This is a genomic window from Streptomyces djakartensis, assembly GCF_014651075.1.
Taxonomy (GTDB): Bacteria; Actinomycetota; Actinomycetes; order Streptomycetales; family Streptomycetaceae; genus Streptomyces; species Streptomyces djakartensis.
Genome location: NZ_BMWE01000015.1, coordinates 33,269 through 55,720 on the forward strand (window position 1 = coordinate 33,269; position 22,452 = coordinate 55,720).

Genomic DNA, 22,452 nt, shown 5'->3' on the forward strand with positions numbered 1-22,452 from the left:
CTCGCGCTTTCCGGACCTTGCGCATCCTCGGCTCGTACCGTGAACGAACTGGAGACACCATGACTGCGCCGCACGCGCGCTACCGCCGCGCCGTCGCGATCCCGGCCGGCATGGCCGTGGCCACGGCCCTCGCGTTCCTGCCGAACACCACGGCCGCGGCCGCCGGGGACGCCCCCACGTCGGCCGCGGCCGACGGCCCGTCGCTCAGTTACGTCGTCAACGTCAAGCCCGGACACGGCACGTCGGCCCAGGTGAAGAAGGCCGTCGGCAAGGCCGGCGGCACGGTCGTGACGTCGTACGACCAGATCGGCGTCATCGTCGTCCACTCCTCCGACCCGGGCTTCGCCGAGGCCATCCGCAAGGTGCGCGGGGTCCAGTCGGCCGGGACCACCCGCACGGCGCCGCTGCCCTCGGCGGCGACGACCGACCTGGGCACGCCGAAGGCGCTGAGCGCGGCGGAGGTGGCCGGGGCGGAGGCGCAGGCCGGGCAGGACCCGCTGGAGTCCCTGCAGTGGGACCTGCCCGCCATCAAGGCGGACCAGGCGCACGAGAAGTCGCTGGGCAGCGAGAAGGTCACGGTCGCCGTGATCGACACCGGCGTCGACGACACGCACCCGGACATCGCGCCCAACTTCGACCGTGGGGCGTCGGTCAACTGCGTCTCGGGCAAGCCGGACACCGCCGACGGTGCGTGGCGTCCCGCCTCTTCGGAGAGCCCGCACGGCACGCACGTGGCCGGGGAGATAGCCGCCGCCAAGAACGGCGTCGGCATGACCGGTGTCGCGCCCGGCGTGAAGGTCTCGGGCATCAAGGTGTCCAACCCGGACGGCTTCTTCTACACCGAGGCCGTGGTGTGCGGTTTCGTGTGGGCGGCCGAGCACGGGGCCGACGTGACGAACAACAGCTATTACACCGACCCCTGGTACTTCAACTGCGCGACCGACCCGGATCAGAAGGCGCTGGTGGAGGCCGTGACGCGCGCGTCGCGGTACGCGGAGAAGAAGGGCGCGGTCAACGTCGCGGCGGCCGGGAACGAGAACTACGACCTGGCCTCCGACGAGATCACCGACCCGTCGTCGCCGAACGACTCCACGCCCGGCGACCGGGTCGTGGACCCCTCGGAGTGCCTCGACATCCCGACCCAGCTGCCGGGCGTGGTCACGGTCGCGGCGACGGGTGCAAAGGGCATCAAGTCGTCCTTCTCCAACTACGGCCTGGGCGTGGCCGACATGGCGGCGCCGGGCGGCGACTCGACGGCCTACCAGAAGCCGGAGCCGCCGGCCACGAGCGGGCTGATCCTGGGCACGCTGCCGGGTGGCAAGTGGGGTTACATGGCCGGTACGTCGATGGCGTCCCCGCACGTCGCGGGCGTCGCCGCGCTCATCAAGTCGACGCACCCGTACGCCCCTCCGTCACTGGTGAAGGCACTGCTGTACGCGCAGGCCGACGCCAAGGCGTGCACGGACCCGTACGACATCGACGCCGACGGCAAGGCCGACGCGGTGTGCGAGGGCACGAAGAACCGCAACGGCTTCTACGGCTGGGGCATCGCGGACGCGCTGGACGCGGTGACCAAGTAGAGCGCGTGTGACGTTCGGGCCGGGCGGGGACACCCGCCCGGCCCGTTGCGTTGCTTGGTTCGTCCGGCTTGCTCGCGCGTGTGAAGGTTCGTGAAGATCTCGGGGTGACCTTTACAAGACCCGTCGCCGTCCTGGTGCTGGTGGCGGTGGCCGCGCTGACTCCGCTGCTCGGTCCGGCCGCCGCGCTGCACGGCACCGGGGAGGCCGCGGCGCCCGGCGACGGGGGCACGGCCCTGCTGCGCACGGTGCTGTTCGCGGCGTTGTGCATACCCGTCGGTGAGCTGTTCGTGAACCGGCTGGCGCGGTCCCTGCCAGGCGCGGAGATCAGTCACCCGTGCACTCCCCGCAGTTGGTCCCCTTTCGCGGCCGCCGCCGGTTTCGTGGCCGCTCTCGGGCTCGCCTCCATCGTGGCCACGGGCAATCTCGTCCCGGACGATCCGGCGGACATCGACATCGGCGGGCTCTACGCTTCCCGGGACGGCACGCTCGCCCTGCTCGAGGTGAACGCGTTCCTGGTGGCGGCGCTGTGTGCGGTGTCGCGCCGGCCCGCCACGCAGATCTGGCCGCTGGCCGCCGTGGTCGTCGCGGAGGCGCTGCGCGCGCACCCGGCGACCGAGCACAGCCCGCTGACCGGCTCGGGGCTGACGCTCGTCCACCTGACGTGCGCGGCGCTGTGGGTGGGCGGCCTGCTGCACGCGCTGCGCACCCTCCGGCTCCGGACCGGCGCGCAGGGCGCCGCCCTGCTGGGGCGCTACGCGCGCGTGGCGGTCGCCCTGTTCGCCGCCATCACCGCGTCGGGCGTGTGGAGTTCACTGCGCCGGATGCCGCCGGAGACGATCCTGGAGCAGCTGACGGCGACGGCGTACGGGCGGGTACTGCTCGCCAAGGTGCTTCTCGTGGCGGTCGCCGCCGCCCTCGCGGTACGGGCACGGCGCCGGTTGCGCCGGGCGGCCGACCCGCTGACCGCGGTCGCCCCGGCGTGGGCGGAGGTCGTCGCGCTGGGGCTGGCGGTCGCGCTGTCCGGGCTGCTGACCGCCCTTCCGGTGCCCATCCGCTGGTGAACCTCAGGCGGCGCGCATCTCGCCGTACGTCGCGGCCGGTGCCCGGCGCGCGTTGAGGGCGCCGAGGGTGCCGCAGGCGAGCAGGCCCTGCGCGGCGATGTACGTGAGCATGATCCAGAAGTCCGGCCGGGGCGGCTGCGGCCAGTCGGCGGCACCGGTCGCGATGAGGGTGTCGGAGAGCAGGAAGAGCGCGCCGCCGAGTCCGGCGAAGAGGCCGAGCCGGATCGCCGCCCGGTACGCCATGGCCGTGAGCAGCAGGCTGTACGCGGCGACCGGAAGGCGCAGGTCCGCCGGCAGGCCGGACCACAGCAGCGTGACGGTCGTGACGAGGGCGGTGGCGTAGCCGAGGGCGAGGAGGCCCGCACGCGTGCGGGGGACGGTGTAACGGCTGCCGTACCTCGCGAACAGGATGAGATAGCAGACGTGTCCCGCGGCGAAGGAGGCCATGCCGGCGAGGAAGGCGGGTTCGGCGTCGAAGAGCAGCAGGACGTCCCCGCCCCAGCCGAACAGCAGGGCGGCGACCAGCGGCCGGGGGGCTCGGCGCAGGACGGCCCAGAACGCCAGGAGCGGCATGAGCAGGGGTTTGGTGGCGGTGTGCCCGGCGTCGAAGCCGGCGGCGAGGGAGGCGAGATCGACGGCGGCGGCGAGAACGAGAACGGCGAGGAGAAACCGGGAGGGGCTCATGCGGACGCGCTCTCGCCGACCGGCGCGCGTTCCTCACCAGCCGAAGCCGGTGCCGGTGCCGACGCCGGCGCGGGCCCCCAGCCCGGTCCCCGGAACACGCGCCCCGCGCGCTCCCGCCAACTCCGCGCCCGCCTCACGTCCTTCGCGATGGACACGTATTCGTGTGTCGCCACCTTCAGCAGGTTGTACGTGTCGATGTTCTTGGTCAGTCCGTACCGGGGCCGCACGGTCTCGGCGACGAACGAGCCGAACAGCCGGTCCCAGACGATGAGGATGCCGCCGAAGTTGCGGTCGAGGTAGCCGCCCTGGGAAGCGTGGTGGACCCGGTGGTGCGACGGGGTGTTGAGGACGAACTCGAACCAGCGGGGCATCTTGTCGATCCGCTCGGTGTGGATCCAGAACTGGTAGACGAGGTTCGCGGAGGAGCAGAACGCGAGCGCGGCCGGGTGCACACCGGCGGCGACGAGGGGGAGGTAGAACGGCCACACGGTCAGGGACGTCCAGGGCTGGCGCAGCGCGGTGGTGAAGTTGAACTTCCGGCTGGAGTGGTGGACGACGTGGCAGGCCCACAGGATGCGGATGACGTGGTGACCGCGGTGGGACCAGTAGTAGAAGAAGTCCTGCGCCAGCAGCATCAGCGGGACGGTCCACCACAGAACGGGCACGCGCAGGGGCGTGAGTTCGTAGACCGCCGTGTAGACGGCGACGATCGGGATCTTCCAGAGGAAGTCGAAGGCGAGGCTGCCGAGCCCCATGCCGATACTCGTCGCGGCGTCCTTCGCCTCGTAGCCCTGCGCATCCTCGTCGGGATGGAGACGGCAGCTCACCATCTCGACCACGGTGAGCAGCACGAAGGCGGGTATCGACCACAGCACGACATCGGGCAGGTTCGGCATACCTGCACCGTAGGACCGGCGTCCCGCCCCGGCCAGACGTTGTTACTGACAAGTATTACCGACGGTACGCGCTTGCTTCTTGGCGATCTCCGCCAATGCCGGGGCCGGCGGCGGTGCAGCTGAGCATCGATCAGACGTACGCCGCGCGAACGGACAGACCGGACAAGACGCCTGAGGGGGCGTCGGAGCGGACGGGTGACCGCACCTCTCGGAGGGCGCTGTCAGTCATGGCCCGTATCCTCAGGAACCATGCTCGAAGACCTGACGACCGCAGTGCCCTCGTCCACGTCGTGGCCGGCCGCGTATCCCCAGGGATACGCGGTCGTTGACGTGGAGACCACGGGCCTGGCCCGGGACGACCGCATCATCTCCGCGGCCGTCTACCGGCTGGACGCGCGCGGCGAGGCCGAGGACCACTGGTACACGATGGTCAATCCGGAGCGGGACCCCGGCCCGGTGTGGATCCACGGACTGACGAGCGAGGCACTCGAGGGCGCCCCTCTCTTCCAGGACATCGCCGAGGAGTTCGCGACGCGGCTGGAGGGACGCGTGCTCGTCGCCCACAACGCCGTCTTCGACTGGCAGATGATCGCCCGCGAGTACGCGCGCGTGAAGCGCGAGGCCCCGGTGCGGCAGCGGCTGTGCACCATCGCGCTCTCCAAGGAACTCGGACTGCCGCTGCCCAACCACAAGCTGGAGTCCCTCGCCGCGCACTACGGCGTCGTGCAGCGGCGGGCGCACCACGCGCTGGACGACGCGCGCGTGCTGGCGGAGGCGTTCCGGCCCAGCCTCAGGGCCGCCGCCGCCGGCGGCGTGCGGCTGCCGCTGCTCGAATGCCGGCCGCTGACGGAGTGGTCGGACCGCCCGGTCGCGCCCCGCATCGGACAGCAGGCGGGCAGCGGCGGCTACCGGGCGGGCGGTTGGCGGCCGTCCCGGAAGCGGCCCGCCTGCCCCTACCCCAACCCGGGGCGCTACGAGGCGGGCAGGCGGCTCAAGCAGGGCATGCGGGTCGCCTTCTCCGGTGACACCTCGGTCGAGCGCGAGCTGCTGGAGGACCGGGCGACCGACGCCGGGCTGCACGTGGCCTCCAGCCTGTCCCGGCTGACCAGCCTGCTCGTCACGAACGACCCGGACTCGGGCACGTCCAAGGTGGTCAAGGCCCGGCAGTTCGGTACGCCGATCGTGGACGAGGCCGCGTTCGGGCAGCTCCTCGCGGATGTGGAGCCGGCGTCGGCGGTGTGACCGGATGGGCGGGAGCGACCGTACGGACGGGTGATTGCCGGACGACTCGCCCGCCGGCCGCTCGCCCGGGCCGGGGCGACGGCTCACCCTGTGGCCCATGGCGACCTGTGAGGTATGTGGCAATCAGTACGGAATGACCTTCGAGGTGCACGCCCAGGGAGCGGTGCACGTCTTCGACTGCTTCGCCTGCGCGATCCACCGCATGGCCCCCATCTGCGAGCATTGCCGGGTTCAGATCATCGGCCAGGGCGTCGAGGTCGAGGGACAGTGGTACTGCGGTGCCCACTGCGCCCGCGCGGAGGGAAAGGTGGGGATCGTCGACAAGGTGTGAACCCGTACCCGCCTCAGTACACCCCACGACCGAGTTGTACGGTCGTGGGGTGTATCGCTTCCTGATGTCCCGGCAGTGGGTGATCCTTACGCTGGTCGCCCTGCTTCTCATCCCCACGATGATCAGGCTGGGCATCTGGCAGATGCATCGTTACGAGGAGCGCACCGCCCGGAACCAGCTGGTCACGGACGCGCTGGCGGCCGAGCCGGTGCCCGTGGAGAAGCTGACCGCGCCCGGGCACACCGTCACCAGCGCCGAGCGGTACCGGACCGTGACCGCGAAGGGGCGCTTCGACACCGGGGACGAGGTCGTCGTCCGCCGCCGGACCAACGCCGCCGACGAGGTCGGCTACCACGTCCTGACCCCGTTCGTCCTCGAGGACGGCAAGGTCCTGCTGGTCAACCGGGGCTGGATCCCCTCGGACGGCCCGAGCCAGAGGGCGTTCCCGAAGGTCCCCGCACCGCCCGGCGGCACGGTGACGGTCAAGGGGCGGCTGATGCCGGACGAGACCACCGAGGCGAGCGGCATCAAGAACCTCCAGGGCCTGCCGGACCGGCAGATCATGCTGATCAACAGTGAGCGGGAGGCGCGGCGCCTGGACGTCCGGGTGCTCGGCGGTTACATCGCCCAGACGGCGCCCGAGCCGGAGGGGGACACCCCCCAGCTGCTGGGCGACCCCGGCAAGGAGGACGCGGCGCTGAACTACGCCTACGCCGTGCAGTGGTGGCTGTTCTCCGCCGCCGTGCCGGTCGGCTGGGTGATCCTGGCCCGCCGCGAGGCCCGCGAGCGGGCACAGGCGGCGGCCGGGGCGGCCGGCTCCGCGGAGACGCAACCGGCGGCGGTGTAGCGGAGTCCGGTCAGCAGCACCTCCCCCTCGGTGACCGGCAGGGGACCGGGAACCCTGATCGCCCGGACGCACACCACCGCGGCATTGACGATCACCACTGCGACCAGCAGCAGGAACAGGGCGATCAGCACGCCGTCGACCGTGGAATCGGTGACCACGGTGTGCATGTCGCCGGGGTTCTTGGCCGGCGGCAGGACCTGCCCGGCGTCGAGGGCGTCGGCGTAGCGCGCCCGCCGGGCGAAGCAGCCGATATTCGGGTCGCCGGAGAAGATCTTCTGCCGGCCCGCGGTGAAGGTGATCGCCACGACCCGGGCGAGCGGGACGCCCGTGACCCAGGCCCGGCGCAGCCGGCCGGCATACCGATCGACGCGCTCCAGCGACTGCCGGCCCGGCAGCGCGAGGCGCTGGTGCTGCGGCACTGGCTCGGCCTCGAGGAGAGCGAGACAGCCGCCGCCATGGGCATATCGGGCGGCTCCGTCAAGACGCACACGGCACGCGGCGTCGCCGCCCTCACCCAGGCGATGGAGGCCAGGCGATGACGCATCGAGACACGACCGGGTCCCGTGGCACCGGCCCGGACCGCACCGGCCCGGACCGTACCGAGCAGGAGCTGCGTGAGGCGCCGCGGGCCATGGCCGGCGGGGTCGGGCATCGCGGCCCCGGCCGCCGACGGCAGGTCACTCCCCCGGCCTCTGCCCTGATTGCCGCGCCGACTTGCCGGGAACCCGCACTCCGTGCATAAGAGCATCGAGGACTACGCGCTCATCGGTGACGAACAGACCGCGGCCCTGGTCGGCACGGACGGATCCGTCGACTGGTTGTGCCTGCCCCGCTTCGACTCGGCCGCCTGCTTCGCCAGGCTGCTCGGTGACGAGGACAACGGCTACTGGCGCATCGCCCCCGTGGGGGCGGACCGGTGCACCCGGCGCGCGTACCGCCGCGACACCCTCGTCCTGGACACCGAGTGGGAGACCGCACAGGGGGCGGTCCGGGTCACCGACCTGATGCCCCAGCGCGACCAGGCTCCGGACCTCGTCCGTGTCGTCGAGGGCCTCGACGGCGAGGTGACCCTGCACAGCGTCCTCAAGCTGCGCTTCGACTACGGCTCGGTCGTCCCCTGGGTACGCCGGACCGACGGTCACCGGGTCGCCGTCGCCGGCCCGGACTCGGCCTGGCTGCGCAGTGAGCCGGAGGTGACCAGCTGGGGCGAGGACTTCGGCACCCACGCGGAGTTCACCGTCAAGCGGGGCGAGAAGGTGGCCTTCGTGCTGACCTGGCACCCCTCCCACGAGCCACGGCCACCGCTCGTCGACCCCTACGAGGCGCTGCGCCACAGTGTCGAGGACTGGCAGGCCTGGGCGTCGCGCTGCCGCTACGACGGGCCGTACCGGGACGCCGTGGTCCGCTCCCTGATCACCCTCAAGGCGCTCACCTACGCTCCGACCGGCGGCATCGTCGCCGCCGCCACCACCTCACTGCCCGAGGAGCCGGGCGGGGTGCGCAACTGGGACTACCGCTACTGCTGGCTGCGCGACTCCACCCTCACCCTGGGCGCGCTGCTCGCGGCGGGCTACCAGGAGGAAGCCGAGGCCTGGCGGAACTGGCTGCTGCGCGCGGTCGCGGGCGACCCGGCGGACCTGCAGATCATGTACGGCCTGGCGGGCGAGCGGCGGCTGCCCGAGTTCGAGCTGCCGTGGCTGTCCGGCTTCGCCGGGTCCACCCCCGTGCGCGTCGGCAACGACGCCGTGAACCAGCTCCAGCTGGACGTGTACGGCGAGGTCATGGACTCCCTGTCGCTGGCTCGCGAGTCCGGCCTGTCCCCCCAGCCGGACGTGTGGGCACTGCAGACCGCGCTCATGGACTTCCTGCGCGACCACTGGCGGCAGCCGGACGAGGGACTGTGGGAGGTGCGCGGCGGCCGGCGCCAGTTCGTGCATTCGAAGGTGATGGTCTGGGTGGCCGCCGACCGTGCCGTGCGCACCCTGGAGCGCCATCCGGAGCTGGACGGCGACCTGGACGGCTGGCGCGCGCTGCGCGCCGAGGTGCACCGGGAGGTGTGCGAGAAGGGCTACGACTCCGAGCGCAACACCTTCACGCAGTCCTACGGCTCACGCGAACTGGACGCCGCGCTGCTGCTCATCCCGCGCACCGGTTTCCTGCCACCGGACGACCCCCGGGTGCTCGGCACGATCGACGCGGTCCGCGAGGAGCTGGAGCACGGCGGCCTCCTGCGCCGCTACAGCACCCCCGATTGCGACCTCAGGGAGGTCGACGGGCTGCCCGGCAGCGAGGGCACCTTCCTGGTGTGCGCCTTCTGGCTGGCGGACGCCCTGCACATGACGGGCCGGACGAAGGAGGCCCGCGAGCTGTTCGAGCACCTGGCGGGGCTCGCCAACGACGTCGGCCTGCTGTCCGAGGAGTTCGACCCGGTGGCCGGCCGGCAGCTCGGCAACTTCCCGCAGGCGTTCAGCCACATCGGCCTGGTGAACACGGCCCTCGCCCTGTTCGGGCAGGACGGTGCAGGATAGGCACCATGGATCTTGGACTGAAGGACCGGGTGTACGTAGTCACCGGGGCCACCCGCGGCCTCGGCCACGCCACGGCGCGTGAGCTCGTCGCGGACGGGGCGAGGGTGGTCGTGTCGGGGCGGGACGAGAAGAGTGTCGCCGAGGCGGCGGCCGCGCTGGGCCCGAACGCGGTGGGGGTGGCAGTCGACAACGCCGACCCCGAGGCGGCGGCCCGGCTGATCGGGGCGGCGCGCGAGCACTTCGGCCGTTTCAACGGAGTCCTGATCAGCGTGGGCGGGCCGCCGGCCGGCTTCGTCGCGGACAACACGGACGAGCAGTGGCAGGCCGCGTTCGAGTCGGTGTTCCTCGGTGCGGTGCGTCTGGCCCGTGCCGCGGCGACCGAGTTGGAGGCCGGGGGTGTCATCGGGTTCGTGCTGTCCGGGTCGGTGTACGAGCCGATCCCCGGGCTGACCATCTCGAACGGGCTGCGGCCGGGGCTCGCGGGCTTCGCCAAGTCGCTGTCCGACGAACTGGGGCCGCGAGGCGTCCGGGTGGTCGGTGTGCTGCCCGGGCGGATCGACACGGACCGGGTGCGGGAGCTGGACGCGCTGTCGGCGGATCCGGAGGCGACCAGGGCGGCGTCGGAGTCGCGGATTCCGTTGCGGCGGTACGGGAAGCCCGAAGAGTTCGGGCGGGTGGCGGCGTTCGTGTTGTCGCCGGCTGCGTCGTATCTGACCGGGGTCATGGTGCCGGTTGACGGTGGAGCGCGGCACGGGTTCTGAGCGCGGCCGTCCGCGGGGAGCCGTGGGCTGGTCGCCCACGCGGCGGAGCCGCGTATCGAGCAGCCCCGCGCCCCTGGGGGCGTTGCGCTCAAGTCACTCGCTCCGCACGGTGCTTGACGCCCCGCAGTCTCACCTCCGCCGGGAGGGACTCCAGGCCCGCCGAGGTCCTGGCGTGGGTCAGAGCGCCGGTCGTGAAGTCGGTCAGGACCGCTCCCGGGTCCACGTGCGGCTCCAGTGCGAGGCGTGCGCGGACCTCGGGGGCGGTGCGGCGGCCCGTCAGGTGAGCCCGGGCTCCGTCCACGCCGTCCACCTGACCGGCCTCCTGGGTGAGGACGTTCTCCAGGGCCCGGCCGCGCACCAGGGCGCCCTCGCCGTCCCCGGTGTCGACGAGGATCTCGGAGAGGCGACGCCGGCGGAGCACCGCGACCAGCCACCACAGCGCGAGCAGCAGGAGGACCGCCAGGACCGCGATGACGACCGGCCACCACCAGCCGGCGTCCCGCCAGCGGGTGCGTTCGGCGTCGCTCAGCAGCACGTCGTGCTTGCTGTCGTGGATCCACCACGAGGGCGCCGGCGCACCGAGACCGACCGCCAGGACCGAGCCGCCCAGCACCAGCAGGACGAGGCCCACCAAGCCGGTGAACACGCGGTTGACACCCCTGAGCATCGCCGTCATCCCTTCCGTCCGGGGCGCCGTACCCGTACCGACTGCGAGGGCGGCCGGGAGAGCCCCAGTCCGCGGACCGCGTCGGCGAGCACGGCCTCCAGGTCGGTTCGTACCTCGTCCAGTTCGCGGAAGTGGGACACGGCGCGGACGTCCGCCCGTCTGCGGCGCACCCGTACCCGTGCCGTCTGGACGCCGGCCACTTCCATGGCCCGGTCGCGCAGCGCGGTCGCGGCGGCGTCGCGGTGCAGTCCGGCACGTACGTCGGCATGGGTGCGCCGCATCGGGAGCACGTCCCGCAGGCCGGGCGTGGCGGCCAGGACCAGCAGCCACAGCCCGACGACGGCGGCGACGCCGGCCCCGACGAGCACCCAGGTGTCGTCGAGGGGCCGTTCGGCGAGCTGCCGGGCGAGTTCGCGCCGCCAGTACATGCCGGGCCGGCCGGCCCGTACGGAGACGATGTCGTAGAGGAACAGCCCGATGAGGCCCAGGAGCAGCAGGGCGACGATGCCGGCGGGGATGCGGCGCGCGGACCAGAAGCGGCCGGCACGGCCGGCCTCCGGCGCGGACGGGTCCGGTGGGGTGCCGGGCTCCGAGTCGTCGAGGACCGGCAGGCGCTGTGTGGTGCCTTCGGAGGGCTCGGAGGGTTCCGTGCCCCGGGGTTCACTCATCGGGTCCTCCCCTCCACCGCGCCGTGCGCCGCGGTCAGGTGCAGCCGCTCCACCTGGACGACGACCTCCGGCACCTTCATTCCCACCAGGTCGCCCACCCGGTCGACGACTTGGCGACGCACCTGGCGGCAGCGGGCGCCGACGTCGCAGGGGTAGTCGAGTTCGACGTGGATCCGGACGTGGGCGATCTCGTGGTGTACGACGACGGTGGCGGACGGCCGGCCGGCGTCGGGCGGCAGCGTTCCGACGGCCTCGCGGGCCGCCTGCGAGGCCACCTTGGCGACCACCCGGTCGGCGATCCGGGTCCCGCCCCGCTCGCCGGGCGGGACGACCGCCAGGGGTCTGCCGAGGTCACCGGCCCCCGCGCTCATGGGTGTCACCGCCGCCGTTCACGGGAGCGGAAGAAGTCGCCGAGGTCCATGTCCCCCTCCAGGAACCGGCCGACGACGAAACCGACGGCGCCGAGCGCCGCCACCAGCAGAAAGGCGCCGAACCCGCCGAAGTATCCGGCGAATGCCAGTGCCATGCCGGCGATCATGCCGGCCACGGCCATGCTCATGCTGCGCTCCTCAGCTCCTCAGCCGCTGCGTCGTGGGGTGGCCGGTTCCTCACTGGATCCGGCGCTCCGGCTCCTCTTCCTCTTCGTCCGGCAGTTTCACGTCGCTCACCGCGATGTTGACCTCGACGACCTCAAGACCGGTCATACGCTCGACGGCGGTGATGACGTTCTCCCGTACGTCCCGGGCCACATCGGCGATCGACACGCCGTAGACCACGACGATCTCCAGGTCGAGGGCGGCCTGCACCTCGCCGACCTCGGCCTTCACACCACGTGTCACCGACTTGGCACCGCCGGGGACGCGGTCGCGCACGGCTCCGAGGGTGCGGGAGATGCCGCTGCCCATGGCGTGCACGCCGTCGACGTCGCGGGCGGCGAGCCCGGCGATCTTCTCCACCACGCCGTCCGCGATGGTCGTCCGCCCGCGGGAGCCTGGATCGCCACCGCCGCGCTTGACCAGCGGGCTTCTGCGCGCCGCTGACGTCTCCGTCTCCCCGCCCCGGTTCTCGGTCATGTCAGTCATCGCCGTACGTCCTTTTCGGTTGCCGTCCTGTGACCACCGTAAGCACGGTTACGTGGTAGCGCGCCTCTGATGCGGCAGGCTGGGGTAATGACCTCCGACCGGTGGACGCAGACAGTGAGACATCAGCTGGGCCTGGGCAGACTGTTGCCCCTGGGTGATGCGCGGGACGGCGCATGGATCGCCGAACGGGCGGCCGAGACGGTACTGCGGAGCGCGGCCGGGGACGCTCCCGGGGTGCGTCTCGGTGCGCTCCGGGTCACTCTCGCCGACCCGGCGGACTTCCGAGAGCCCGCCGTGCCGGCTCCGCCCAGCGCTCTGCCGCCCGGGCCGCTACGGGTGACGGCGGAGGCCGAGGCCACGGCCTCGCAGCCGCTGCCGACGACCGCGTCGCGGCTGCGGGTGACGCTGGCCACGGCGGCGACCGAGCGGCTCGGTCTGACCGTGGCGGAGGTCGACCTGCGGGTGACGGACCTGCTGGACGAGGAGCCGGAACCCGGGCCGTCCGTCCCTCTCCCCGAGCCGCCACGGCCCGTGCGGGCCGATGGCGGGGACGGCGACACGGGCCGCGTCGCCGCCGCCGCGCTGGCGGTCCCGGGCGTGCTCCACCTGACCGGCACGCTGGGCCACCCGGTGCACATCGAGGAACTGCCGGGTGATGCCGCGCTGCCACGCCGTCACGTCCGGCTGGAACTGGCGGTCGCCGCGGACCACCGGGCCCGGGACGTGGCCCGCGAGGTCCGCACGGCGGTGAGGAGGACGCTGCCGGACCATCCGACGGTGGCGGTCCTGGTGAGTGCGATCGCCTGACGAGGCAGCGGCGGCTCCGGATGGACGCCGGCCTGCGTGGCGACCCGAGGGGCGGCGCGTGACCGAGGAGGGTGCGGCCAGCCGCGCCCTCCTGTCCGGCCCCGGCGGGCCTCAGTCGCCGAGGCCCGCCAGGTCCCGCAGCCTACGGGCCTGGGACTGGCGTTCCGCGCCGCGCTGTGCCTCGTAGGTGCGGTCCTGTGCGCCGCGCAGCAGGGCCTTGGTCTCGATGACCGCGTCGCGGGGCGCCGCGAGCACGGCCGAGGTGAGGTCCTGCACGGCGTCGTCGAGCTGGTCGGCCGGGACGGCGAGGTTGGCCAGCCCGGTGCTCACGGCCTCCTCGGCCGTGACGAAGCGCCCGGTGACGCAGATCTCGAGCGCGCGGGCGTAGCCGACGAGGCCCACCAGGGGGTGTGTGCCCGTCAGGTCGGGCACGAGTCCGAGGCTGGTCTCGCGCATGGCGAACTGCACGTCGTCGGCGACGACGCGCAGGTCGCAGGCGAGGGCGAGCTGGAAGCCCGCCCCGATGGCATGCCCCTGGACAGCGGCGACGGAGACGATGTCGCTGCGCCGCCACCAGGTGAACGCCTCCTGGTATTCGGCGATGGTCGCGTCCAACTCGGCGTCGTCGCCACGCGCGAGGTCGATGAACGACGGTTCCCCGTCGAAGCCCTCGGGCGTGAACGCCTGCCGGTCGAGCCCGGCCGAGAAGGACTTGCCCTCGGCCCGCAGCACCACGACGCGGACGGAGCCCGGCAGCTGCCGCCCGGCCTCGGTCAGCGCCCGCCACAGAGCGGGGCTCTGCGCGTTGCGCTTGGCCGGGTTGGTCAGCGTCACCGTGGCGATCGCGTCGTCGACGGTGAGCCGTACGCCGTCCTTGTCGAGTACGGGAACGAGGTCCTGGTCGGGCGAAGCCATGGGACGCCTCCGATGTGTGCGGTCAGCTAAGTGACTGCACAGTAACCACCCGGCCGATCAGCCGAACGATCGGGTGGCCACCCATCGGAGCCGTGGGGCCACCCGGGGTCAGGCCGTGGCCTTCTTGCCCCGGGTCGCCCCGCCACGCCCTCGCAGCGTGACGCCCGACTCACTCAGCATGCGGTGCACAAAGCCATACGAGCGGCCGGTCTCCTCGGCCAACGCCCGGATGCTCGCACCGGCGTCGTACTTCTTCTTCAGGTCTGCCGCGAGCTTGTCGCGCGCGGCGCCGGTCACCCGGCTGCCCTTCTTCAGAGTCTCGGCCACCCGTGCCTCCTCATGGGAAGTGCGCTCTGGTCTCCTCATGATCACCCCTCCGGGCCTGGATGGCCACCCATTCGGCAAGGTCCGTGAGACAAGGTTGTGACGACGGGAGCACGACCCCACAAGCGGAATAAAGAATTCCGAAGGGTGACGCACGTACGGCCGAACGGATCGTTCCGGGAAATGCCTGGTCAGAAAGGCGCCACGGCCGAGCCGCGAAGAATCGGGGGCTCGGCCGCGAAATCGATGTAGGACACACCTCGGTACGAGGAGATCTCACACAGATGATGGATCACCACTGGGCCGAATGATCGATACGCCGTTGATCACCTGGTTGATCACGTATTCGATCAAGCGGCACCGGCGCTCAGGCCAGGGCGACGAGGTCCGCGTAGTCGGCGCCCCACAGGTCCTCGATGCCGTCCGGCAGCAGGATGATCCGCTCCGGCTGGAGCGCCTCGACCGCGCCCTCGTCGTGCGTGACGAGGACGACCGCGCCCTTGTAGGTGCGCAGCGCGCCGAGGATCTCCTCGCGGCTGGCCGGGTCGAGGTTGTTGGTCGGCTCGTCGAGCAGCAGCACGTTCGCCGAGGACACCACGAGCGTGGCGAGCGCCAGGCGGGTCTTCTCGCCGCCGGAGAGGACGCCGGCGGGCTTGTCGACGTCGTCGCCGGAGAACAGGAACGAGCCGAGCACCTTGCGGACCTCGACCAGGTCCATGTCGGGTGCGGCGGAGCGCATGTTCTCCAGGACCGTGCGGTCGGGGTCGAGCGTCTCGTGCTCCTGCGCGTAGTAGCCGAGCTTCAGGCCGTGGCCGGGGACGACGGCGCCGGTGTCGGGCTGCTCCACGCCGCCCAGCAGCCGCAGCAGGGTGGTCTTGCCTGCGCCGTTGAGGCCCAGGATGACGACGCGGCTGCCCTTGTCGATGGCCAGGTCGACATCGGTGAAGATCTCCAGCGAGCCGTACGACTTCGACAGGCCCTCGGCCATCAGCGGGGTCTTGCCGCAGGGCGCGGGCTCGGGGAAGCGGAGCTTGGCGACCTTGTCGGACTGGCGGACCGCCTCCAGGCCGGAGAGCAGCTTGTCCGCGCGGCGGGCCATGTTCTGCGCGGCGACCGTCTTGGTGGCCTTCGCGCGCATCTTGTCGGCCTGCGAGTGCAGCGCGGCGGCCTTCTTCTCGGCGTTGGCGCGCTCGCGCTTGCGGCGCTTCTCGTCGGCCTCGCGCTGCTGCTGGTAGAGCTTCCAGCCCATGTTGTAGACGTCGATCTGGGAGCGGTTGGCGTCCAGGTAGAACACCTTGTTGACGACCGTCTCGACCAGGTCGACGTCGTGGGAGATCACGATGAAGCCGCCGCGGTAGGTCTTGAGGTAGTCGCGCAGCCAGATGATCGAGTCGGCGTCGAGGTGGTTGGTCGGCTCGTCGAGCAGCAGCGTGTCCGCGTCGGAGAACAGGATGCGGGCCAGCTCGATGCGGCGCCGCTGACCGCCGGAGAGCGTGTGCAGGGGCTGGCCGAGCACCCGGTCGGGCAGGTTGAGCGCGGCGGCGATGGTGGCGGCCTCGGCCTCGGCGGCGTACCCGCCCTTGGTGAGGAACTCGGTCTCCTGGCGCTCGTACTGCTTGAGGGCCTTCTCGCGGGTGGAGCCCTTGCCGTTGGCGATGCGCTGCTCGTTGTCGCGCATCTTGCGGATCAGGACGTCCAGGCCGCGGGCGGAGAGGATGCGGTCGCGGGCGAGGACGTCGAGGTCGCCGGTGCGGGGGTCCTGAGGGAGGTAGCCGACCTCGCCGGAGCGGGTGATGGTGCCGCCGGCGGGCATGCCCTCACCCGCGAGGCACTTGGTGAGGGTGGTCTTCCCCGCACCGTTGCGGCCGACCAGTCCGATGCGGTCGCCCTTGGCGACACGGAAGGTGGCGTTTTCGATGAGGACGCGGGCACCGGCGCGCAGCTCGATACCGGAGGCGGAGATCACGGACAGACTCCAGGGCGGATACGGGGGCGGGTGGACGGCTGAGGACGTTCCCGCCGTCTAATGCGCGAGGAGAATGGCCATGAGGGACAGTCTAACGGGGGCGTGCAACCACTTTTCCTGCAGCAAGGGAGCGACCGGTATGGCAGGCACCTCAGGCGGGCGTCCGAGCATTTGCCCCACACTGCTGTACGCCGACGCGAAGGCGGCGATCCGGCAGCTCACGGAGGCCTTCGGCTTCACGGAGCTGTCGGTGTTCGGGGGCGAGGACGGCGCGGTGACGCACGCCGAACTGGCGTTCGGCAACGGCGCGGTGATGCTCGGCACCAAGGGCACCGGCGGAGTCTTCGACAGGGCGATGACGGGCGCGGGCACGACCGGGGTGTACGTCGTGGTGGACGACGTGGACGCGCACCACCGCCACGCCGCGGAGCAGGGCGCGGAGATCCTCATGCCCCCGACGGACCAGGACTACGGCTCGCGGGACTACATGGCCCGGGACCTCGAGGGCAACGTGTGGAGCTTCGGGACGTACGCGCCCGAGACGGCGGTCTGACGCCCCCGGGCCGGCGGGCGGCCGGTCCCGGGTCAGCTGCCGCCGGTGTGCACCTGGAACGCGGCCCGGCGGACGGCCTTGGCCAGGGCCGGGTCGGGGTGGGCCGCGGCGAGGGCGACCAGGACCTGCACGGTGCGCGGGTGGCCCACGGCACGGACCTCGTCCAGCAGCATCGGGATGGTCGGCTGGACCGCGGACTCCAGGTGGCGGACGAGCAGCGGGGCCTCCCCGTGGTCGGCGACGGCGGCCGCGGTGTCCACCCACAGCCAGGTCGCCTCCTCCCGGGTGAGGACCTCGTGGGCGTCCTCCGGGTCGGCCCCGTCGTGCTCGGCCAGCCACAGCAGCGCGTAGGGCCTGAGCGTGGGCTCGTCCAGCACGGCGCGGACGTCCGGCTCGGCGGGGGCGCCGACCACGCGGAGCGCCTCGAAGGCGAGGCCGCGCAGCAGGGCGTCCTCACCGCGGGCGGCGCCGAGGAGTTCGGTGACCGCGCTGCCGACGGGGCGGGCGGCGAGCCAGGCCCGGTACTCGGCGCGGGCCGCGTTCGGACGCAGTTGGGCGCAGCCGCGGAGCATGTCCTCGGCGGCCTGCTCGATGTTCCCGGCGGGGCTCTGCGCGGCGACGCAGATCTGCTCCAGCTTGACCCAGACGGCCCAGTTGCCGAGCGGGGTGAGCGTGGCCTGGCCGTCGCCGTAGGTGAGGGCGCCGACGGAGGCGAGGGCGCGCAGGGCCCAGTCGAGGAGGGGTGCGAGCGGGGCGTCGGTCGGCTCGGGCTCGGCCGTTCGCGGCTCGGGCTGGGGGCCGTAGGGGATCTCGCAGCGCGCGGTGCGCAGCTCGGTGACGCGCTGCTCCAGCAGGTCGAGGAGCTGCTCCACGGGGACGGGGCCGGCCGACAGCTGAAGGAAGGAGAGCGTCTGCGGCATGGCCGAGACGACCTCGGCGACGGCGGCGGGCTCGTGGTCCCCGGGCTCCGGGTAGGCGAGCGACCAGGCGTCGAAGAGGGCGACCCAGCCGCGCAGGACGGCGCTGTCGTCGCGGTCCCAGGCGCGCAGCCGCCAGCCGGGGCGGGCGCTGTCACCGTGCACCTCGATGAGCCCGGCGAGACGGGCGGTGTCCCAGTCGGCTCTGACCTGAGCGGGGGTCAGGCCCAGCTCACGCGCGGCCTGTTCGGCGGACGCGTCGGAGAGGGTGGCCTTGCCGTCGGCGGTGGCGCTGCCGCGGCCGGGGCCGAGCGCAGTGTCGGCCCAGCGGGCGACGCGGGCCGCGCCGGCCAGACCTGAACGTGCCATTCTCGCCAGTTCCGCCGGTGCCGGGGTGCCCTCCGGGGGGCGCGGGGCGGGACGGCGCGAGCGCCGCTGGTTCATCGCTCTGGGGGCGGCGGCCAGGGGTCGCGGGCGGACGAGTCGGAGCCTGGAGTCGCGCGGGATACGGGACGTCACGGGGGCAGTCTTCCGGTTGACGGTCCGAAAACCCAAACGGAATGTCACGGCGGGCGACGGGGATGGCCAACGCACCGGTTCCCGGGAGTGGTCGAGGGCCGGGAACAAGCCAGTGATACGACGCTAAACGGAATCACCGCGACCGGTCACGGCCGACGGGGCGGGACGGGGGCGCCAGGCCGCTGTCACCTCCGGGACGTCATATGAGGAACGTCACACGAGAGGCTCACATGAGAGGCGTCAGGAACCGCCGCAGCGCCTCCTCGTAGGCCTCCGGGTCGGCGTTCCACATCGCTCCGTGGGGAGCGCCGGCGACACGGTGGAGGGTGACCATGTCCGGGCGGGCGTCGGCGAGCCGGCGGGAGAGCCGCCAGGGGGCCACCGTGTCATCCGGCCCGTGGATGACCAGGGCGGGGACGCGGAGCCCGTCGGCGGGGGCGGTGACCGCGGCGCGGTCGCCGTACAGGCCGGTGCGGCCCTGTGCGGCGCGGACGGCGAGCGGCAGCAGGGGGCCCGGGGTGCGGCGGGCGGCGGCGAGGGCGCGCAGGGTGGTCTCCCAGCTGAGCACCGGGGAGTCCAGCACGAGCCCGGAGACGCGGTCCCGCAGCCCCGAACGCTCCGCCGCGCGCAGGGCCATGGTGGCGCCGGTGGACCAGCCGTGCAGGACGACCTGCCGGGCGCCGTACCGCACGGCGTAGCGGATCGCCGCGTCGAGGTCGCGCCACTCGGTCTCGCCGAGGTGGTTCAGGCCGTCGGGCGGGCGGGGTGCGCCCAGGTCGCCGCGGTAGGCGAGGGCGAGCACCGGGAAGCGGCTGCGGTGCAGGAACCCCATGACGTTCATCGCGACTTCGCGGGTGGTGCCCAGGCCGTGCACGGCGATCACCCAGGTGTCCCGGGCGCCGGGCACGAACCACGCGGGCAGGGCTCCGAGTTCACCGGGGATGTCGATGTCGGCGTGCTCGATGCCGAGGGCGGCACCCGGGTCGCCGACGTACACGTTCGGGGTGAGCCAGGCCTTGTCGCCGGGTTCCAGGGTGCCGTGTGTGACGCGTTCGAGGCGGCGTACGACGGTGTCCGCGGTGCCCGGGGCGTCGGACAGGACGGGGCCGACGACCGCGTGGGAGCCGTCGCCGGAGAGGCCGTACCGGCCGGGCCGGAGGGCGGCCAGGTGCCGGGTCAGGCTGATCCGGCCCGCCGCCGTGGCGTGCACGGTCAGCCGGGGTTCGGTGGGCAGTGGCCGGCCCGGGGGCGCCTTGAGCGCGGCGTCGCTGGCCAGCCGGCCGGCGGCCACGGCGGCCGCGCCGGCCCCTATCGCGGCGGTGACGGCGGCTGCCGTCGCAGTGACAGTGCGCATCACTCCAGTGTCCTGGTGGAGCGAGCGGGCGACCAGTGGGAGGGGGCGGGGGCGTGAAGGCCCGCGGGGCCCGGGGCGGGCGGCCGGCCGCGGCGCTCCTGGCGGTGGGTCAGCGGCTCTGGCCGTACCCGCGCAGCCGCTCCTCCACCTCGGCCAGCTGCTCCCGGGACAGCAGGCTCGGGGACAGACCGGGTACCGACGCGGCGGTCAGCCACAGGCGGCACATCCACTCCAGTTGGGCCGTGCGGTCGTAGGCCTGGTCCAGTGAGGTGCCGTGGGTGACGGTGCCGTGGTTCCGCAGGAGGCATCCGGAGCGGCCGGCGAGGGCGCGGAGCATGTTCCCGGCCAACTCGTCGGTGCCGTAGGCGGCGTACGGGGCGACCCGGACGGGGCCACCGAGCGCGGCGGCCATGTAGTGGATCAGCGGCAGCTCGCTCACGAGCGTCGAGACGGCCGTCGCGTGCACGGCGTGGGTGTGGACGACGGCACGGGCGTCGGTCGTGGCGTAGACCGCGAGGTGCATGGGCAGCTCGCTGGTCGGGACGAGCGTGCCGAGGACCTGCCGGCCGTCGAGGTCGACGCCGGTGACGTCGCGGGGTTCCAGGCGGTCGTAGGGCACGCCCGACGGTGTGACCAGGACCGTGTCCCCGACCCGCACGGAGACGTTGCCGGACGTGCCGACGACGAGTCCCTCGGAGACCGTCCGGCGGGCCGTCGTGACGAGGTCCTGCCAGGCGCGCGCCTCCTCGGGACGCGCGTCCCTCCGCCGCGACGCCCCCGTACGCTGTCCGTCGCCCCGGTGCTCAGCCATGGGGCGATCCTGCCAGGCAGCAGGGCGGAACGGCGACCCTCTCTTGTGGACACCCCCGCGCCCCTCCCAGTTCATCTTCCGTTCACTCGGGTTACGTACGTTCGTCCAGCCAATGACCTCGAACGATTGCCTGGGTAAATGGAAAGCTTCTCGCTGATCCTCGCGATTGTGGTGGTGACCGCACTCGCGTTCGATTTCACGAACGGTTTCCACGACACCGCGAACGCGATGGCCACGACCATTTCCACGGGCGCCATGAGGCCCAAGGTCGCGGTGGCCATGTCCGCGGTCCTCAACCTGGTCGGCGCCTTCCTGTCCGTCGAAGTCGCCAACACCATCTCCAAAGGCCTCGTCGACGAGGCCGGTATACGACCCGAGGTCATCTTCGCCGCCCTGGTCGGCGCGATCCTCTGGAACCTGCTGACCTGGCTGGTCGGTCTGCCGTCCAGCTCCTCCCACGCCCTGATGGGCGGTCTGATCGGCGCCACCATCGCCTCGGCGGGGGTCGGCGCGGTGCACGGTGACGTGCTGGTCACCAAGGTGCTGATCCCGGCGATCGCCGCCCCGCTGGTGGCGGGCATCGCGGCGATGCTGGCCACGCGTCTGACGTACTCCCTGGGCAAGAAGGCCGACGGCGAGGCGTCCAGGAAGGGCTACCGGGCCGGCCAGATCGCCTCGGCGGGTCTGGTCTCCCTCGCACACGGCACGAACGACGCGCAGAAGACGATGGGTGTCATCACTCTCGCCCTGGTCGCCGGCGGCGCCGTCGCCCCCGACTCCGACCCGCCCATGTGGGTCATCCTCTCGGCGGGTCTCGCCATCGCCCTCGGCACCTACCTCGGTGGCTGGCGCATCATCCGCACCATGGGCAAGGGCCTGACCGACCTCCAGCCGCAGCAGGGCTTCGCCGCCCAGACCAGCGCGGCGACGGTCATCCTGGCCTCCTCGCACCTCGGCTTCTCCCTCTCCACCACCCACTCCGTGTCCGGCGCGGTGATGGGCGCGGGCCTCGGCCGCAAGGGCGGTGTCGTCCGCTGGTCGACGGCGACCCGGATGTTCGTCGCCTGGGGCCTGACGCTCCCGGCGGCCGCCCTGGTGGGCGCGCTCGCGGAGTACGTCACCGGTTTCGGCGACTGGGGCACGGCCGTGGTGGCGGTCTTCCTCGTCGCGTCCAGCGCGGTGATCTGGAAGCTCTCGCGGCGAGAGGTCGTCGACCACACCAACGTCAACGACACCGGCGAGGCGGAGCCGGCCGGTGTGGTGACCGCGGCGATGGCCGCGGTGACCCCGCCGCCCGCGGCCGGCGCGGTGACGGAGGAGCCGGTTCCCGACTTCCCCGCCCAGGCCACCTCCGAGCGGACCCCGTCCACGACCACCACGGTCTGACGGCCACCGGTTACAAGGAAGAGTCTCTGAGATGAAGATCGACTGGGCGGCCCTCGGCTCCGTCTTCGGCGTCAGCCTCGTGGTCACGGTAGCCCTCGTGGGCCTGTTCACCCTCGGCATCGTCGGCCTGTCCCGCCGCGAGCGGGCGGTCGCGGCGGGTGGCTCCGCGGGCCTCGCGGTCACCGGCGCGTACGCGTGCTTCGCGGCGTGCGCGGCGGCTGTGGGATACGGGATCTATCTGATCGTGGCCTGACCACGATCGCGCGTGCCGGGCGGCACAGGGCTCATCGCCCTGTGCCGCCCGGCTGTCGTGTGGGGTTCTGCACACTCCCCCCTCGCAGGTCAACGGCAAGTTGACGGCCGTTCGCGGCCGTGGTGGACTGCCGGGGCCAGTACGGCGGCAGGAGAGGAAGCCGGTGCGAGTCCGGCGCGGTCCCGCCACTGTCACCGGGGTAGTGAACCCCCGGGAGCCAGGAACTCTCACCGCCGGTCTCGTCGAACCAGGGCGCGGACACCCTGAGTGAGGACATGTATCGCCATGCGCGGCTGCCGA

Annotated in this window: 24 protein-coding genes, 2 pseudogenes and 1 riboswitch; of the genes and pseudogenes, 12 read left to right on the forward strand and 14 right to left on the reverse strand. The window is 72.5% G+C overall.

Annotation, left to right across the window (positions count from 1 at the left end):
- The first annotated feature begins 59 nt into the window (after window positions 1-59).
- Entirely contained in the window at window positions 60-1,580 is a 1,521-nt protein-coding gene (locus IE212_RS24620; protein ID WP_190200118.1) for a S8 family serine peptidase, read from the forward strand.
- A gap of 104 nt (window positions 1,581-1,684) precedes the next feature.
- On the forward strand, window positions 1,685-2,641 hold the full coding sequence (locus IE212_RS24625) for a CopD family protein (protein WP_190200119.1): 957 nt from the start codon (window positions 1,685-1,687) through the stop codon (window positions 2,639-2,641).
- A 3-nt stretch (window positions 2,642-2,644) separates the two neighbouring features.
- Here the strand turns inward: IE212_RS24625 and IE212_RS24630 are convergent, their stop codons facing one another.
- Both IE212_RS24630 and IE212_RS24635 read right to left on the reverse strand, forming a co-directional pair.
- Window positions 2,645-3,325: a lysoplasmalogenase gene (locus IE212_RS24630; protein WP_190200120.1), complete on the reverse strand. Its 681-nt coding sequence runs from the start codon at window positions 3,323-3,325 to the stop codon at window positions 2,645-2,647.
- Entirely contained in the window at window positions 3,322-4,221 is a 900-nt protein-coding gene (locus tag IE212_RS24635; RefSeq protein WP_190200121.1) for a sterol desaturase family protein, read from the reverse strand. The genes IE212_RS24630 and IE212_RS24635 overlap by 4 nt, the downstream gene beginning before the upstream one ends.
- Window positions 4,222-4,470: 249 nt before the next feature.
- On the opposite strand from IE212_RS24635, the gene IE212_RS24640 reads away from it, so the two are divergent.
- From IE212_RS24640 to IE212_RS24650, 3 genes are all read left to right on the forward strand, one after another.
- A complete protein-coding gene (locus IE212_RS24640) occupies window positions 4,471-5,463 on the forward strand; it encodes a DEDDh family exonuclease (protein WP_190200122.1) in 993 nt (330 codons plus the stop codon).
- A gap of 97 nt (window positions 5,464-5,560) precedes the next feature.
- Complete coding sequence (locus IE212_RS24645) at window positions 5,561-5,794, forward strand: metallothionein (protein ID WP_030248803.1); 234 nt, start codon at window positions 5,561-5,563, stop codon at window positions 5,792-5,794.
- Between the two features lie 49 nt (window positions 5,795-5,843).
- Window positions 5,844-6,641 carry an SURF1 family cytochrome oxidase biogenesis protein gene (locus IE212_RS24650; RefSeq protein ID WP_190200123.1) on the forward strand — a complete coding sequence of 266 codons (798 nt, stop codon included), beginning with the start codon at window positions 5,844-5,846 and terminating at the stop codon, window positions 6,639-6,641.
- 26 nt (window positions 6,642-6,667) lie between these two features.
- On the opposite strand, the pseudogene IE212_RS24655 reads toward IE212_RS24650, so the two are convergent.
- A pseudogene (locus IE212_RS24655) lies at window positions 6,668-6,997 on the reverse strand (carbon starvation CstA family protein); the annotation flags it as partial.
- 6 nt (window positions 6,998-7,003) lie between these two features.
- On the opposite strand from IE212_RS24655, the pseudogene IE212_RS24660 reads away from it, so the two are divergent.
- The 3 genes and pseudogenes from IE212_RS24660 to IE212_RS24670 form a co-directional block, all read left to right on the forward strand.
- Window positions 7,004-7,180: pseudogene (locus tag IE212_RS24660) on the forward strand (sigma factor-like helix-turn-helix DNA-binding protein); the annotation flags it as partial.
- A 195-nt stretch (window positions 7,181-7,375) separates the two neighbouring features.
- Complete coding sequence (locus IE212_RS24665) at window positions 7,376-9,169, forward strand: glycoside hydrolase family 15 protein (protein ID WP_190200124.1); 1,794 nt, start codon at window positions 7,376-7,378, stop codon at window positions 9,167-9,169.
- A 5-nt stretch (window positions 9,170-9,174) separates the two neighbouring features.
- A complete protein-coding gene (locus IE212_RS24670) occupies window positions 9,175-9,930 on the forward strand; it encodes an SDR family oxidoreductase (protein ID WP_190200125.1) in 756 nt (251 codons plus the stop codon).
- A gap of 88 nt (window positions 9,931-10,018) precedes the next feature.
- On the opposite strand, the gene amaP is transcribed toward IE212_RS24670, so the two are convergent.
- Genes amaP through IE212_RS24695 form a run of 5 tightly spaced genes read right to left on the reverse strand, consistent with a single transcriptional unit; the run spans window position 10,019 to window position 12,347 of the window.
- Complete coding sequence (gene amaP / locus IE212_RS24675) at window positions 10,019-10,606, reverse strand: alkaline shock response membrane anchor protein AmaP (RefSeq protein WP_190200126.1); 588 nt, start codon at window positions 10,604-10,606, stop codon at window positions 10,019-10,021.
- Window positions 10,603-11,265: a DUF6286 domain-containing protein gene (locus tag IE212_RS24680; RefSeq protein WP_190200127.1), complete on the reverse strand. Its 663-nt coding sequence runs from the start codon at window positions 11,263-11,265 to the stop codon at window positions 10,603-10,605. Before IE212_RS24680 ends, amaP begins: the two co-directional genes overlap by 4 nt.
- On the reverse strand, window positions 11,262-11,636 hold the full coding sequence (locus tag IE212_RS24685) for an Asp23/Gls24 family envelope stress response protein (protein ID WP_190200128.1): 375 nt from the start codon (window positions 11,634-11,636) through the stop codon (window positions 11,262-11,264). The genes IE212_RS24680 and IE212_RS24685 overlap by 4 nt, the downstream gene beginning before the upstream one ends.
- A gap of 5 nt (window positions 11,637-11,641) precedes the next feature.
- Window positions 11,642-11,824 (reverse strand): hypothetical protein, encoded by a 183-nt coding sequence (locus IE212_RS24690; RefSeq protein WP_030248771.1) that lies wholly within the window; start codon window positions 11,822-11,824, stop codon window positions 11,642-11,644.
- 49 nt (window positions 11,825-11,873) lie between these two features.
- Window positions 11,874-12,347, reverse strand: a complete 474-nt coding sequence (locus tag IE212_RS24695; protein WP_190200129.1) for an Asp23/Gls24 family envelope stress response protein — start codon at window positions 12,345-12,347, stop codon at window positions 11,874-11,876.
- An 87-nt stretch (window positions 12,348-12,434) separates the two neighbouring features.
- On the opposite strand from IE212_RS24695, the gene IE212_RS24700 reads away from it, so the two are divergent.
- A complete protein-coding gene (locus tag IE212_RS24700; protein ID WP_190200130.1) occupies window positions 12,435-13,154 on the forward strand; it encodes a nucleopolyhedrovirus P10 family protein in 720 nt (239 codons plus the stop codon).
- A gap of 111 nt (window positions 13,155-13,265) precedes the next feature.
- On the opposite strand, the gene IE212_RS24705 is transcribed toward IE212_RS24700, so the two are convergent.
- The 3 genes from IE212_RS24705 to IE212_RS24715 form a co-directional block, all read right to left on the reverse strand.
- Window positions 13,266-14,069, reverse strand: a complete 804-nt coding sequence (locus IE212_RS24705; RefSeq protein ID WP_190200131.1) for an enoyl-CoA hydratase/isomerase family protein — start codon at window positions 14,067-14,069, stop codon at window positions 13,266-13,268.
- Window positions 14,070-14,177: 108 nt separating this feature from the next.
- The gene (locus IE212_RS24710) at window positions 14,178-14,396 is read right to left on the reverse strand and encodes a helix-turn-helix domain-containing protein (RefSeq protein ID WP_010037790.1); all 219 of its coding nucleotides are present in this window, start codon (window positions 14,394-14,396) and stop codon (window positions 14,178-14,180) included.
- Between the two features lie 364 nt (window positions 14,397-14,760).
- Window positions 14,761-16,359, reverse strand: coding sequence for an ABC-F family ATP-binding cassette domain-containing protein (locus IE212_RS24715; protein WP_190200132.1), 1,599 nt, complete (start codon window positions 16,357-16,359; stop codon window positions 14,761-14,763).
- 139 nt (window positions 16,360-16,498) lie between these two features.
- On the opposite strand from IE212_RS24715, the gene IE212_RS24720 reads away from it, so the two are divergent.
- Window positions 16,499-16,912, forward strand: a complete 414-nt coding sequence (locus IE212_RS24720; RefSeq protein ID WP_190200133.1) for a VOC family protein — start codon at window positions 16,499-16,501, stop codon at window positions 16,910-16,912.
- 32 nt (window positions 16,913-16,944) lie between these two features.
- On the opposite strand, the gene IE212_RS24725 is transcribed toward IE212_RS24720, so the two are convergent.
- The 3 genes from IE212_RS24725 to IE212_RS24735 form a co-directional block, all read right to left on the reverse strand.
- Entirely contained in the window at window positions 16,945-18,348 is a 1,404-nt protein-coding gene (locus IE212_RS24725) for a hypothetical protein (protein ID WP_190200134.1), read from the reverse strand.
- A 226-nt stretch (window positions 18,349-18,574) separates the two neighbouring features.
- Window positions 18,575-19,702, reverse strand: a complete 1,128-nt coding sequence (locus IE212_RS24730; RefSeq protein ID WP_190200135.1) for an alpha/beta hydrolase — start codon at window positions 19,700-19,702, stop codon at window positions 18,575-18,577.
- 109 nt (window positions 19,703-19,811) lie between these two features.
- Entirely contained in the window at window positions 19,812-20,513 is a 702-nt protein-coding gene (locus IE212_RS24735) for a class II aldolase/adducin family protein (protein ID WP_190200136.1), read from the reverse strand.
- Between the two features lie 138 nt (window positions 20,514-20,651).
- Here IE212_RS24735 and IE212_RS24740 point away from each other — a divergent pair, with 138 nt between their 5' ends.
- Both IE212_RS24740 and IE212_RS24745 read left to right on the forward strand, forming a co-directional pair.
- The gene (locus tag IE212_RS24740) at window positions 20,652-21,899 is read left to right on the forward strand and encodes an inorganic phosphate transporter (protein ID WP_190200137.1); all 1,248 of its coding nucleotides are present in this window, start codon (window positions 20,652-20,654) and stop codon (window positions 21,897-21,899) included.
- 31 nt (window positions 21,900-21,930) lie between these two features.
- The gene (locus IE212_RS24745) at window positions 21,931-22,152 is read left to right on the forward strand and encodes a hypothetical protein (RefSeq protein ID WP_190200138.1); all 222 of its coding nucleotides are present in this window, start codon (window positions 21,931-21,933) and stop codon (window positions 22,150-22,152) included.
- Window positions 22,153-22,258: 106 nt separating this feature from the next.
- Window positions 22,259-22,398, forward strand: a riboswitch (cobalamin riboswitch).
- Window positions 22,399-22,452 lie beyond the last annotated feature (54 nt).